This window comes from Alphaproteobacteria bacterium (genome assembly GCA_018063245.1).
Lineage (GTDB): Bacteria > Pseudomonadota > Alphaproteobacteria > JAGPBS01 > JAGPBS01 > JAGPBS01.
The window spans coordinates 20243-34358 of sequence record JAGPBS010000023.1; the positions used below are offsets into that span (position 1 = coordinate 20243).

At 42.0% G+C, this 14116-nt stretch carries 12 protein-coding genes; 9 read left to right on the forward strand and 3 right to left on the reverse strand.

Annotated elements, in window-relative coordinates; genetic code table 11:
* Window positions 1–173: 173 nt before the first annotated feature.
* On the reverse strand, window positions 174–818 hold the full coding sequence (locus KBF71_04620) for an alpha/beta hydrolase (GenBank protein ID MBP9877601.1): 645 nt from the start codon (window positions 816–818) through the stop codon (window positions 174–176).
* Window positions 819–1179: 361 nt separating this feature from the next.
* On the opposite strand from KBF71_04620, the gene KBF71_04625 reads away from it, so the two are divergent.
* A complete protein-coding gene (locus KBF71_04625; GenBank protein ID MBP9877602.1) occupies window positions 1180–2664 on the forward strand; it encodes a replicative DNA helicase in 1485 nt (494 codons plus the stop codon).
* A 139-nt stretch (window positions 2665–2803) separates the two neighbouring features.
* Here KBF71_04625 and KBF71_04630 read toward each other — a convergent pair whose 3' ends face one another.
* A complete protein-coding gene (locus KBF71_04630; GenBank protein ID MBP9877603.1) occupies window positions 2804–3376 on the reverse strand; it encodes a hypothetical protein in 573 nt (190 codons plus the stop codon).
* A gap of 459 nt (window positions 3377–3835) precedes the next feature.
* Here KBF71_04630 and alr point away from each other — a divergent pair, with 459 nt between their 5' ends.
* From alr to KBF71_04665, 7 genes are all read left to right on the forward strand, one after another.
* A complete protein-coding gene (gene alr / locus KBF71_04635; protein ID MBP9877604.1) occupies window positions 3836–4948 on the forward strand; it encodes an alanine racemase in 1113 nt (370 codons plus the stop codon).
* Between the two features lie 169 nt (window positions 4949–5117).
* On the forward strand, window positions 5118–5885 hold the full coding sequence (locus KBF71_04640; GenBank protein ID MBP9877605.1) for an ABC transporter permease: 768 nt from the start codon (window positions 5118–5120) through the stop codon (window positions 5883–5885).
* Between the two features lie 14 nt (window positions 5886–5899).
* Window positions 5900–6694: an ATP-binding cassette domain-containing protein gene (locus KBF71_04645; protein MBP9877606.1), complete on the forward strand. Its 795-nt coding sequence runs from the start codon at window positions 5900–5902 to the stop codon at window positions 6692–6694.
* Between the two features lie 18 nt (window positions 6695–6712).
* The gene (gene radA, locus KBF71_04650; GenBank protein ID MBP9877607.1) at window positions 6713–8185 is read left to right on the forward strand and encodes a DNA repair protein RadA; all 1473 of its coding nucleotides are present in this window, start codon (window positions 6713–6715) and stop codon (window positions 8183–8185) included.
* Complete coding sequence (locus tag KBF71_04655; protein ID MBP9877608.1) at window positions 8166–8951, forward strand: CvpA family protein; 786 nt, start codon at window positions 8166–8168, stop codon at window positions 8949–8951. Before radA ends, KBF71_04655 begins: the two co-directional genes overlap by 20 nt.
* Before the next feature lie 43 nt (window positions 8952–8994).
* Complete coding sequence (locus tag KBF71_04660; GenBank protein MBP9877609.1) at window positions 8995–9807, forward strand: SDR family NAD(P)-dependent oxidoreductase; 813 nt, start codon at window positions 8995–8997, stop codon at window positions 9805–9807.
* Window positions 9808–10019: 212 nt separating this feature from the next.
* Window positions 10020–11528, forward strand: a complete 1509-nt coding sequence (locus tag KBF71_04665; GenBank protein ID MBP9877610.1) for an NAD(P)H-hydrate dehydratase — start codon at window positions 10020–10022, stop codon at window positions 11526–11528.
* Window positions 11529–11848: 320 nt separating this feature from the next.
* Here the strand turns inward: KBF71_04665 and KBF71_04670 are convergent, their stop codons facing one another.
* Complete coding sequence (locus tag KBF71_04670; GenBank protein MBP9877611.1) at window positions 11849–13024, reverse strand: ATP-binding protein; 1176 nt, start codon at window positions 13022–13024, stop codon at window positions 11849–11851.
* A gap of 508 nt (window positions 13025–13532) precedes the next feature.
* Between KBF71_04670 and KBF71_04675 the strand changes: the two genes are divergently transcribed.
* Window positions 13533–14012, forward strand: coding sequence for a hypothetical protein (locus KBF71_04675; GenBank protein ID MBP9877612.1), 480 nt, complete (start codon window positions 13533–13535; stop codon window positions 14010–14012).
* The last annotated feature ends 104 nt before the right edge of the window (window positions 14013–14116 follow it).

Below are 14116 nucleotides of genomic sequence, written 5' to 3' on the forward strand. Positions count from 1 at the left end.
CTCATGTTGAAGCATCTCTGGATGGTCGCGTCGCGACAAGTCGCTCCTCACCATGACGATTTGATAGATTTTCTGGATTCCCCCTTCCACCTACGCACTACGTGCTTCGGCGGACAGGTCGTGGGAATGACAAAAAGGAAGGCGAAATAAAAGCTTACCATTCAACATGCCCATTAGCTTTTGTGAAGCGTCTTTGCAATATAATCCGTAATATTTTGATTCAGCTCATCCATATGGTTTTCAAAGAAGTGCGAAGCGCCTGCGATGATTTTATAGTCAATTTCGATGTTCTTTTGCTTGCTGAGCTTATACGCAAGGGTCGTGACTGAGCTTTCCGTAATCACTTCGTCATTTGTTCCTTGAACAATAAGACCGGAACGCGGGCAGGGGGATAGAAATGAAAAATCATATTTGCTCGCAGGCGGTGAAATGGCAATGAAGTTTTCAACCTCTGGTCTGCGCATCAAAAGCTGAAAGCCAATCCATGAGCCGAAAGAAAAGCCAGTGATCCAGCAAGATGAGGCTTTTTCAAATGTGTTTTGAAACCAGTCAAGCGCTGCTGAAGCATCGTGTAATTCACCCTCGCCATTATCGTATGTTCCTTCGCTTTTTCCAACACCGCGAAAATTAAAACGAAGCGTTGTAAAGCCATTTTCGTAAAGGCTTTTATAAAGGTTGAAGACAACTTTATTATTCATTGTGCCGCCAAACAAAGGGTGAGGATGAAGAATGAGAGCAAGAGGTGCGTTCGGCGATTTATTGATATTGAGTTTTGCTTCAAGACGACCGGCAGGCCCGTTTAACATTAAGTCAGTCATGATTTTTCACCCATCCAGTTTTAAAAAGAAAGTTATTAATACTTTGTTATGATCTGTTTATAGCGAACTAAAATTGTAAAATCAATTGCAATGTTGAAAATAATTTGTGTTCCGAGAGGCGTCCTGTTGGATCTAATCAAGTGCCGTCATATATGGACAATAGGCCCGTCATCGCGAGGAGCGTCAGCGACGTGGCGATCTCCTCTTTTAAGTAAATGAGATTGCCACACTCGTTACACTCGTTCGCAATGACGCTTTTCTTAGATGATCTGAGATATAAAATTTTCAATAAGGATTTTCTTTTGGGTGAAATTCAGTATATACTGCAGCTCATCTCTTCTTTAATTTATGGTCAATTTTGATGAACGCTCAAATTCAAGTTTTAACGCCAAATACAGTCACGCCTTTGAGTTCAGAGGTTGCTTTTAGAACGCCTCCAATGAATATTGAGGCAGAGCAAATTCTGTTAGGAGCTCTTTTGGTGAAAAATGGGCATCTTGAAAAGATGTCTGATTTTTTAAAGGCTGATCATTTTTTTGATCCAGCACATCAGAAGATTTATGCAGCCATTGTGCGCATTACGGAAAAAGGCCAAACAGCATCACCCATTACGCTGAAAAACTATTTTGAAAATGACAAAGAGCTTGAGACCGTTGGCGGTGTTCAATATCTGGTGAATCTCGCAAGTTCAGTGATTAGTACAGTCAATCCATCTGATTTTGCAGCCATTGTTCATGAAAATTACTTAAAGCGCCAATTGGTTGATATTGGCGAGGGCATGGTGAATGAGGCCTATGATCATAAGCTTGATGTCACAGCCCAAAGCCAAATTGAAAAAGCTGAAAAATCGCTATTTGATCTTGCGACTATCGGGACAGCTCAATCAGGCTTTGTGAAGTTTGATGTATCGCTTTTAAGTGCACTTGAAACCGCAAAATTGGCTTTTAACCGCGGAACTGCCATTACAGGATATACAACAGGTTTGACAGATGTTGATAAGATGCTGGGCGGTATGCATCCATCTGATTTGGTGATTTTAGCAGGTCGTCCTGCGATGGGTAAAACTTCACTGGCAACAAACATGGCTTTTAACTGTGCAAAAGCCTATTTGCGCAGTGCAGGAAAAGAAGGCGGTGTCGTTGGATTTTTCTCGCTTGAGATGTCAGCTGAGCAATTGGCAACAAGGATTTTGGCTGAAGAAACAGGGATTTCATCTGATAAAATTCGCCGTGGCGATATCAAAAAGACTGACTTTCCAAAGTTTGCAGAAGCAAGCCAAGAATTGGGGCAATTGCCTTTGTATATCGATGATACGCCAGCTTTGTCTGTACAAGCTCTGAGAACAAGAGCAAGGCGCTTGAAGCGTATCCATGGTCTTGATTTTATTGTGATCGATTATTTGCAGCTTTTGCGTGGATCGGATAGTCGTAACTCTGAAAATCGTGTGCAAGAAATTTCAGAAATATCTCGTGGGCTCAAGGCGTTAGCGAAAGAACTTCACATTCCAGTTATTGCTTTATCACAGCTTTCAAGGGCTGTTGAAACAAGGGAAGATAAAAAACCACAGCTTTCAGATTTGCGTGAATCAGGATCGATCGAACAAGATGCGGACGTTGTGATGTTTGTTTATCGTGAACAATATTACCATGAACGTGCAGAACCAAAACGCAAGCCTGATGAAGATGATTCACGTTTTAATGAACGCTATGAAAGATGGCGCGATCATGGTCAAAAAGTTGCCAATTTGGCTGAAGTGATTATTGCAAAGCAACGTCACGGACCCGTTGGCACGGTTACGCTCTTCTTTGATGGCGCGATTACGAAGTTTTCTGATTTGCAGAAGTAATAAACAGCAGAATATAGGTTTTTCCACTTTTCATGAAAATTCGGATGCAAACTCCAAGATTTCATGATTCTTCTCCGAAATGCGAAAAATCCTAGAAGAATCTTCTAGGATTTTCGTTTGTCGTAATCATATGTCGTTTTCATTTTTGTTGTCGGCGATAAGCAAGATAACTCAGTCCCATCAAAGTGCTGCCGAATAAAATCGCTAAAGAAGGTTCGGGTGTTGTTGTAACTGCAGTATAGGCAATCATATTATATCTGTGATTGACAAAGCCATTCGGAAAAGTACCACTAATTACGGTTTCGTAAAAATTGGCAATATTGTCACGTTCGGAGACCAGCACATTGTCAATTTCTGTGAGCACGACACCCCAATGATAAGGGCCAAAGTCATCACCGAATCGATATTGACAAGACATTTCAGCATCGCAATCATCCAATGAATCTAAGTTTCCAGAATAGAAGTAGGATAGAAACTCAAGATCACCAGATAAGCCCGCATTTAATATTGCTTGATCAATAATGGCAGTTGGTGCAACCGCCCATCCATTGCTTGTTGCAACTGATTCCTGCGCAGAATAGGAGCCAAAATCTTGGATGAGATGAAAATCATAACCACCAATCACAACAGCCTCTGCTCGGTAGCTATAACTAATTGCTACAAATGATGTTATTATCACAATAGCTAAACTTTTTAAGTATGTATAATTCATATCGTATCCTTTCTCTGTTAGATGTTGATTAACATAAGGGATTTCTCTCTTATGTTCTTGTTTATAGCAGATTTGATGCCATGTTAAATATATAGTGAAATCAACAGTTTGTGTTTTTGAAAATTTTTAAAGCTGATGAATTGTAAAAAAATATTACAATTTAGGGTATGGCTGACGTAAGCGTTTAAAAAAAATTCCCACAAAGAGTTTCATTTCGTGGTATAAAGAAAGTAAGGGCATGAGTATGCCTTTGAGTCAAAGTCACCCTGAACTCTCAAACATTGTCATCCTGAACTCGTTTCAGGATCTGTAGATGCTGAAATAAATTCAGCATGACGATTGCGTCGTAGCATGACTGTTTGATCTTTCTGTGGCAAAGCTCTCAATAAGAAACTTGAAGAAATGCATAATTTTGTCTAGTATGGAGTTGACTGAATCCTTACTTGAAAGCTTTATGAAATGCATGTTTCTTCATCTTTACAATTGACTCTTGATTTGAATGCGGTGCGAGAAAATTTTCGTATTATCAAAAGTCAGATTACGCCTCATGTTGAGGTCTCGGCTGCCGTTAAGGCAGATGCTTACGGTCTTGGTGCATTGCAGATTGCGCCTGTTTTGTATGACGAAGGGTGCCGGAATTTTTTTGTTGCCCATTTGGATGAAGCACGGATTTTACGAGAAAATCTGACCTTTGCCGAGCCAGTGCAGATCTTTGTGCTGAATGGATTGTTGCCTGAGCAAATCTCGCAGGTGAGGGAACTCAACGTGATTCCCGTTGCAAATTCTCTGACTGAAGTTCAGATGTTGCAAGATTATGCAAAGGCTCAAAAAGAGAAAATGCCCATTGCTGTTCATTTCGATACAGGGATGAATCGGTTGGGTTTTAACTTTAAAGAGGCTTTTCAATTTATTGAAAAAATTGGGAATTTTGAGTTTCTTGATTTTGTGTTATGGCTGTCTCATTTTGTGCGCGCAGAAGAGCAGGGCCATGAAATGAACCATGTTCAGCTTTGCAGATTTAAGGCATTGCTTGAAAAGCTACCCAAGAGAGTGACATCACTTGCCAATACATCTGGTGTCTTTTTGGGATCGGACTGTCATTTTGATATGGTCAGGCCAGGCTATGGGCTTTATGGCGGGAACCCAATTGCAGGAGCTGAGAATCCGATGAAGCCAGTGCTTTATGTGGAAGCGCCTTTAATGCAGATTAAGGCAATAGAGCCAGGTGAGACGATTGGATACAACGGGACATATGTTGCGAAAACGCAGATGCGCCTTGGTGTTGTGTCTTATGGATATGGAGATGGTCTGTTTCGGTCTCTTTCAAACCATGGGTTCTTGGTGATAGCTGGTAATAAAGCGCCGATTGTTGGTCGTGTGTCGATGGATTTGACAGTTGTTGATTTAACGCATCCCAATTTTGATTCTGTCAAGCGAGGTGATATGGTTGAGGTTTTGGGTAGGCATCAAACGATTGATGATCTGGCAGCGCAAGCTGGTACGAATGGATATGAAATCTTAACGCATTTGGGGCATCGTTTTCAAAAGCGATATGTTGATAAAAAGACTTGACTCAGATCAATATTCAAGCCACCATTGGTATCAAATAATGACAATTTAAAATCATGGAATTAGATGTATGACTGAAGAGACGGTGCAGACCTCCTCAAAGACAAGTGGGGTGAAAAAGTATAAAGAGAAAGCTTCTCCAAAATTCTATACGCTTTCTGGTTTTTTAGACATGCTTGGTGCGATCGGTCGCACGTTTTTAGCTTTTCTTGAAGTCATAGGAACGGTTGTTCGTTTTGCTCTTTCGGGAGTGTATAGCATGTTTAGGCCGCCGATTTATTGGCGGATGGTGCTTGTTCAATTTATGCAGATCGGATATTTCTCTCTGCCTGTTGTGGGGCTGACGGCTTTGTTCACAGGGATGGTCTTGGCATTGCAAAGCTATACGGGATTTGCCCGTTTTTCAGCAGAAGGGGCTGTTGCAACTGTTGTTGTTTTGTCCGTAACGCGTGAGCTAGGACCTGTGCTCGCTGGCTTGATGGTTGCGGGGCGAATTGGCGCTGCGATGGCAGCTGAGATTGGGACAATGCGCGTGACTGAGCAGATTGATGCGCTCACGACTTTGTCAACGAATCCTGTGAAATATTTGATTGTGCCGCGCTTGATTGCGGGCATTTTGATGCTGCCATTATTGGTCATTATTGCTGATATTATCGGTGTGTTTGGTGGCTTTTTGGTGAGTGTTTATCGCTTGAACTTCAATGCAGCAACTTACATGAAGCTCACGCTTGAATATTTGGAAACCATGGATGTGGTCTCTGGTCTTGTGAAAGCATCTGTTTTTGGGTTTATCATTGCGCTGATGGGATGCTATCAGGGATATAGATCGGGCAGGGGCGCAGAAGGTGTGGGGCGCGCAACAACCAATGCCGTTGTTGTGGCATCGATGCTGATCTTGATTTCAAATTATCTCTTAACAAGCCTCTTCTTTAGTAAGTAGAGTAAGGATTACGAATGACGCAGAAAAACGGACATGATGATGTGAAAATTGAGATCAAGGATCTGTATAAATCCTTTGGTCCCAAAAAAGTCCTGAATGGCGTGAATCTCCAGATCAAAAAGGGTGAATCTCATGTGATTATTGGCGGCTCAGGGACAGGAAAATCAGTTCTGCTGAAATGTGTGCTGGGCTTAATTCAGGCCGATCGCGGAAAAATTATCGTGGATAATCAAGACATCGTCAAGATTATTGGCTCCTCAGAGCATGATAAAATTTTAGAACGCTTTGGAATGCTTTTTCAGGGCGGAGCCTTATTTGATAGTTTGCCTGTATGGAAGAATGTTGCTTTTCAATTGATTCAGATGGGATCTGTGACTGAAAAGCAAGCCAAAGAGCTCGCAATTGAAAAATTACAATTGGTTGGCATGGCCCCAGAGAGTGCATTTCTGATGCCAGCAGAGCTGTCAGGCGGTATGCAAAAACGTGTTGGACTTGCACGAGCGATTGCTTTTAATCCAGATGTTATTTTCTTTGATGAACCGACAACGGGCCTCGATCCAATCATGAGTGATGTGATTGATAATCTAATTGTAAAGTGCGTGAAATCACTTGGGGCAACAGCGATATCGATTACACATGATATGAAGAGTGCTTATAAAATTGCGGATCGGATTTCAATGATTTATGGCGGTAAGATCATCTGGACGGGCACGCCAGCTGAGATTCAAAAATCTGGAAATGAGTATGTGGATCAGTTTATTCACGGCAGAGCAGAAGGTCCGATTACATCTGGACTATTGAGAGCTTAAATTGCAAAGGGGATAGCCTTGTCAAAAGTGCGTAAAAATTATGTTTGTCAGGCATGTGGTTCTGTTCATACAAAGTGGTCTGGCAAGTGTGAAGGCTGTGGCGAGTGGAACAGCATTACTGAAGAGCTGAATGAATCGGTTTCTCCTTTAACAGCAAAGCGTAAAAAAGGAAGCGTTATTGAGTTTCAGCCTTTAAAAGGCGAGAGTCTTGATGCGCGGAATCGTCTGACATCGTCTGTTCAGGAGTTTGATCGTGTTTGCGGAGGAGGGCTTGTCAAAGGCTCGATTACGTTGATTGGCGGTGATCCTGGTATTGGCAAATCAACTTTGCTTTTACAGATTGTTTGCCATTTAGCTGCAAAAGATGTGCGCTGTGCTTATATTTCAGGCGAAGAAGCTGTTGATCAAGTTCGCTTGCGCGCAAAAAGATTGGGTCTTGAAAATACGCCTGTTCATTTAGCGGCTAGTTCAAACATGTTTAATATTTTGGAGACGCTTGAAGTAACGCATGGAGCGAATCCTTTTGATGTGGTTGTGATCGATTCCATTCAAACCATGTATCTGGATGCCCTTGAGAGTGCGCCAGGGACAGTGAGCCAGGTTCGTGCTTGTGCGCATGAATTGATCAAAGTTGCCAAAAAGCGCAACATTATTGTGCTCATGGTAGGACATGTGACCAAAGAAGGCAATATCGCCGGACCGCGCGTGTTAGAGCACATGGTTGATACTGTTCTTTATTTTGAAGGAGAGCGGGGGCACCATTTTAGAATCTTGCGCTCAGTGAAGAATCGCTTTGGACCAACAGATGAGATTGGCGTGTTTGAAATGGCAGAAAAAGGACTCATGGAAGTGCCAAATCCATCTGAGCTTTTCTTATCAGGTCGTAGGGCTGATGCAAGTGGAACCGTTGTTTTCGCAGGGATTGAAGGAACGCGTCCTGTGTTGGTTGAACTGCAAGCCTTAGTTGCGCCATCTGTTTTAGGGACGCCGCGCAGGGCTGTGATCGGCTGGGATAGCGGAAGATTATCAATGATTTTAGCTGTGCTTGAGGCGCGCTGTGGGCTAAATATTTCTATGAATGATATCTATCTGAACATTGCGGGAGGGCTCAAAATTTCAGAACCTGCTGCGGATCTGGCAGCCGCTTGTGCGCTTGTGTCGTCCTTTACAGGCATTCCGCTTGCAGAAAATACAGTCATTTTTGGTGAGCTGGGTTTGAGTGGTGAAATTAGAAGTGTAAGCCAGATGGCCTTACGTGTGAAAGAGGCCAATAAGCTTGGTTTTCATAAAGCGATTACCTCAATGCCTCCTCGTACAGCTTCGCAAGGAGATGCAAAGATGTTGTCATATGCACCAAAAGGGTTTGAGCTGGAAGTGATCGAGAAAATTGAAGACATCATTGCCATGTTTCAAAAATATGGGTATAATGGCAAGAAAAAGATGAATGTCGTAACGCAAAGGAGCCAAGATTATGGAGACAGCGGCAATTAATGTAATAGATATAGTTGTTTTTGTTGTGATATTGGCATCAGCCCTTGTTGCTTTTATGCGTGGATTTATACATGAATTTCTATCAATCCTTGGATGGCTCGGTGGTTTGACTCTTGGGTTTTTTGGGTCTTATTATTTTAAGCCATACGCAATGCAATTTATCAAGCATGAGGTTTTGGCGCAGGTTGTTTGTGGTGTTGTCATCTTCATTGTCTCGATGTTTATTTTGTCATATATCGCAAATTCCATTTCAAAGAGTGTGAGAAAGTCTCAGTTAAATGCGGTTGATCGGACTCTTGGTTTTGTCTTTGGTTTTGTGCGTGGATTTGTGCTCGTTGTTTTGGCCTTAATGATTGTTGAATTTGTGTGGCCACTCGAGAAATATCCTGATCTTGTGAAGAATGCACGCCTGCTGCCAATTTTCCAAAATGCATCGCAAAAGTTGGGTGATTTTTTAGGGCAATATGTTGTTTATGTACCATCTCCAGCTTCTGCGGATCAAAAGACAAGTCAGTCAAAAGCTTTACAAGATGCGCTTGAAGCAAGAAGAGCTCAAGATATTGAGGAATCGAAGAAAGCAAATTCAAAGACACAGGATTTGAAAGAAAAGATTCAAGCAAAGTTAAAGCCTAAAGAGGCAGACAAGAAGGAGGCAATTGCAGAGGTTCCTAAAAAGGATTCTGCAAGACCAAAAGATGGGTACAAGGATGCTGATCGCATCGATCTTGAGAATCTCTTCGATGAGGCTGATCAACAAAGCCAATAGATTTTAAATTCCTGATAATAATAAAGATAAACAAAGGACTAGAATGACTCATTCAACTCACCCTGATGGTGCCGCCTCTACTGCTTTAGAGGATGTGTCCTTTCAGCCAAAACAGATTATTCAAAAGCCGATTGTTCTGATTACCGGGGCAACAGGCGCTATCGGTCGCGAGCTTGCTGACTATCTGATTCAAAAAGGCATGAAGCTGATTTTGACAGGGCAATCAGAGGTGAAATTATCACGCTTACGAGATTCCTTAAAACAAGTGCTTGAGGCTCAAAATTTGAATGAATCAGATGCGCCTCTATATGTGCCGTTTGATTTGACAAAAGGCGATCAGATTGATCTGTTGGGCGCAAGGCTTTACGAGGAGTTTGGCCGGATCGATGGTTTTGTCTCTTGCACAGGATTTTTGAAAGAGCTAGGACCCGTTGCTCATTTTAACAGAGCGCATTTTGATAAAACAATGATGGTGAATTTTGGGGCTAACTTTAGGCTATTGCAGAATCTTCATTTATTGTTTCAAGGATCGACCAATCCACGTGCTGTCTTTATGACATCAACTGAAAATCGCGATGATGCTTATTGGGGAATTTATCAAGCCTCGAAAGCAGCTCTTGAAACAATGGTTATCTCTTATGCAAAAGAGAATGCAAGATCAACAAGCATTAAAGCAAACCTGTTTGATCCGTACCGTGTCTCTTCAACTTTACGCGGTCAGGCTTTTCCTGGTGAGCCTGAGGGTGCCTTTACCTTAACGGCTGAAGCAAAAGAGAAGATCGCTTATCTGCTCTCGCGCGACTGTGATATGTCCGGTGAGGTTGTGAAATTATCAACAGAGACTGAGGCAAGGTAAGGAGTTCTGAGAGTGAAACGAGAGCAATTTATAAAGCAATACATTGTTCACTCAAGAGGTTTTATCCTTTCGTCATCGCGAGGAGCGACTGGTCGCGACGTGGCGATCTCGATTGCGAATTTAGAGATTGCCACGTCAGCCCATCTTCGCTGCGCTACGGCGAGGCTTCCTCGCAATGACGCTTATTGTTTGTTGGTAAAGGAGTTCTGAGAGTGAATAGATTACAGAAAATTCTGACAGCTGCGCAAATCAGGTCTCTTGAAGAAAAGACGCACCAAAATGGCGTTAGTTATACTGATATGATGCACAGAGCCTCAGAGGTTGTGTTTCACTTTATTAAGGCTCATTATCGCCCAGGAAAAATGTGTGTGCTTTGTGGTCCAGGACATAATGGTGGTGATGGGATTGCAACAGCTCTTTTATTGAAAAATGATGGATGGTCAGTTGATGTGATAGCTGATACCGCTCAACTCTCTAAAAAATCTAAAGAGATTCAACATTTTTTTGATGCTTGGACAGGGCCTATTTTGCCAATCACGTCAGAGATCCCTCACGATGCAGAACTCATTTTGGATGCCTTGTTTGGTTTTGGTCTTGATAAGCCTGTTGACAAGGATTACGCTTCATTAATTAAGCGCGCTAATCAACATCATGCGCATCGGATTTCTATTGATATGCCTTCTGGTATCAATAGTGACACGGGAGCAGTGATGGGCATTGCTCTTGAGGCAAATCATACAATTACATTTCAGTATCCAAAACCAGGGCAGTTTTTATTGCCAGGTAAAGAATATTGCGGCTATTTAACGATAGAGCCGATTGGGCTTGTAAAGCCAGATTCCTCTGAGATGATTTTAAATGAGCCTGTTTTTTGGCAAGATCATTTACCAAATCCAAAACTCTCTGATCATAAATATACCAATGGTCATTTAGGGGTGTTCTGTGGAGATGTGATGACAGGAGCCCCCCGTCTGGCTGCTGATGCCTCGCGCTATATTGGGACAGGGCTTGTGACTTTGCTTGCGCCAAAAGGGTCAGTTGATATTTATGCTGAAACGATGCCTGGTTGTTTAGTCACAGAGTACTCCTCTCTTGCCAGTATTGACAAAATTCTATCAACAAAATCATTTACAGCTTTTGTGATTGGGCCGGGGCTTTCTGGCAATCAAAAAACAGCTTCCCTTGTGATGCGTGCCTTAAAGACCAAAAAGCCATTATTGTTAGATGCAGGCGCTTTGACTTGTTTTAAAACTGAATCTGCCCGATCCTCTTTTCTGAAGACTTTGCATGATAAATGTTTATTGACGCCTCATGAGGGTGAGTTCCATGCTTTGTTCCCTGAGATAGATAAGGGACTTTCAAAAATGGATAAGGTTCGTCTTGCCATGCAAAAAATGCAAGCAGCGATTCTGCTTAAGGGAAACGATAGTTTGATTGTGCAGAAAGGCAAACCGATTGTGATCAATCATAATGCACCGCCTTTTTTAGCAACAGCGGGATCAGGTGATGTTCTCTCAGGCGTTGCAGGTGGGTTTATGGCAAAACAGATACCTGCGCATATGGCAGGGGCAATGGCAACCTGGTTTTCTGGCGTTGCTGGGTCTTACTTAGGTTTTGGATTGATTGCTGAAGAATTGCCGATGGCAATTCGGCAGATATTGCGCAGTCTGCTTTTCCCAGGCAAGGGGCAGGAGTTTTCTCAGGATAGAGAATTGCCGTAAGGGGGGATGGCTTTCTGATTCCTGCTCTTGTTTTTCATCCCTGCGGAGGTGTACGGACCGGAGACATAGGTAACGAATGTGCGAAGACATGGGGCAGGAGTTTTCTCAAGATAGAGAATTGAGACTGCTGCGAAAATCTAATCCGCGTCACTCAGAGGGCTCTCGGAAGTAGAAAAAAGTGAAGTCTTCGTTGATGTTTAGCAGAGATTCCACGTCGTCCCTTGAGGGGACGACTCTGAATGACGTTTCTCTGCTCAACTCATAAACTCCTCGAATCGTGCATTAGCTTCTTCGTGTCAGAAAATTGCTTTTTGGCGGGGTTAACAAATTTTTCCAGCCCATAAATTTTCTAAAAACTCTTCTATTGGAAAAACTTCAATTGTTATATTGTCTGTGGACATCATTCTTTTTCGCGGTTCAAAGCTGACCATAATTCGTCTTTCTGTTTTATTTTCTTTTGAAAATTCAATTAATCCTCGTATATCTTTTTTTTCGATAGGTTGTGACGTTTTAACTTCAATGGCTACAGTACCTTGTTTTAAAATGAAATCAACTTCGATTCCAGATTTTGTGCGCCAATATTTAATATCAAAGTCTGCATGAGTTAGCTCTTTATAAGCTAAAAGTTCAAGAAAAATATAATGTTCAACGGCATGGCCAACATCAGGTCCTTTAAGAGCTGTAAATGTTGAATTGTTCTTTAGCGCTCTCACAATACCTGTGTCAAAAAAATAAAATTTGGGGGCGCTTGTGATTAATTGCCTGCTTATGCTTTTGGCGTAAGGAAATATAAGATAGCCAACGAGCATATCTAAAAGTAACTCAACATAAGACTGTATGGTCTTAACGCTAACACCTGCTTCGCGACCAATATTGCTATAGTTGACTATCTCGCCGTTTGAGTATGCAATTGCCTCTAAAAAGCGTCCAAATGCGCCTAATTGACGTACTCTACTTTCCCATTGAACTTCAGGAATTAAATAATCTGCAAGATATCCTTCTAATAAACGTTTTGGTTGGTGTTCGTTAAGGTAATGAGCGGGTAGCAACCCGTGATTTAGTGTACGTAACAGATCAAATTTTTTGATCTCAGGAAAGCATAGAGGGAGAAAAACTTGTCTCCAGGCGCGTCCACCGAGAAGATTAGCTCCTTCATGTTTTAATCGTCTTAAACTTGACCCGCATAAGATAAATGAACAATTTTTTGGTCCATTTTCGATTAACCAATGAATTTCATCTAGTAGAGAGGGAATTTTTTGAATTTCATCAATAATGATTGGAGCCTCAAGAATTTCATCAGGTGTAGATAAAATCTCTTCTCTTAATAAGTGAGGTTGTTTGTTATAACGAAGAAATGTGTCATTTTTTAGCAGATCAATCCATAGACTGTCTGGATAATGAGACTTTAAGTAAGTTGATTTCCCTGTTTTTCTTGCGCCCCAAAGAAACAAACTTTGTTTTTTAGGGAGTTTGAGATCTAAATATCGTTTTAACATGTTACCTCCACTCCAAAATAGTATAACTAATTTGGAGTGATAGTCAAGAAAAGTTTTAATATCACCGCTGAAATTTTACGCAGTTTGCTTTTTCCTGATAAAGGGCAGGAGTTTTCGCAAGATAGAGAATTGCCTTGAGGGTATGAGGCTGTTTTTTTTCATCCCTGCGGAGGTCTACAGACCGGAGACATAGGTAACGAATATACAGAGACATGGGTAACAATCAGAATACTTTCAGTCAGTTCAGGATTGCCTTGATGAAAAGAGCGGTACATAGGCGGAGAGTTTAGAGCGTAGCTCTACCGACAACAATAGGATTGCTAAATTTTTTTACAGCTTCTCCTCCTTTTTGGGGTGAAAAAATTTTAACTTATTGATTTTATTGAATACTTACAGTGGTACGCTTCATGCAGTAAGAAAGCATGAGGTATTGGAGGGAATTGGTCTTTCCATCACCTCACATAAGTTGAGAGATACGTCTCTCAACACCACCGACAGGAGAGTGAAGATGATTCATATATTTATAAAAAAACTGATCATACCGGCCTTATGGGCAGGGATGATCTTTGGATTAAGTGGGCATGCACTGGGTGCATTGACCTTTACAAGTGTCGTTGATTCGATGGGACGTCAATGGAGTGACCCATTCAGCGTAGCCCCGGGGATTTATAGTGCACAATTTAATGAGATTACCACTGCGGGTTACACAGCAGCGAGCATCGCGGATGTCATATTCATGTATACTGACGTATTTGGCCCTGATGCATTAACCTCTAACCCGTGGTGGACGAACTACACAGCTGCGTTCGGGCTTGATGTTTCCTTAGGTAGGGAGGCGAGGACCACCACCGTGGAGCTCTCGGTACCAGGCGTACATCGCACCACAGGGGAGTTTGGGTTCTTTAGAGATCTTGATTCCAGCATCACAGGTGCTGCTAATTTCACAATCCTGGACTCGACCATAAATCTAGGTAGTGTCGACATTTAATTTTTTTTATGATATACTGAACTTCTAATAATAAGAAAAGGAGTTGAAAGTTGTATGATTTAAGGGATGACCAATGGGAAGCAATTAAGGATAGCCTCCCAGGA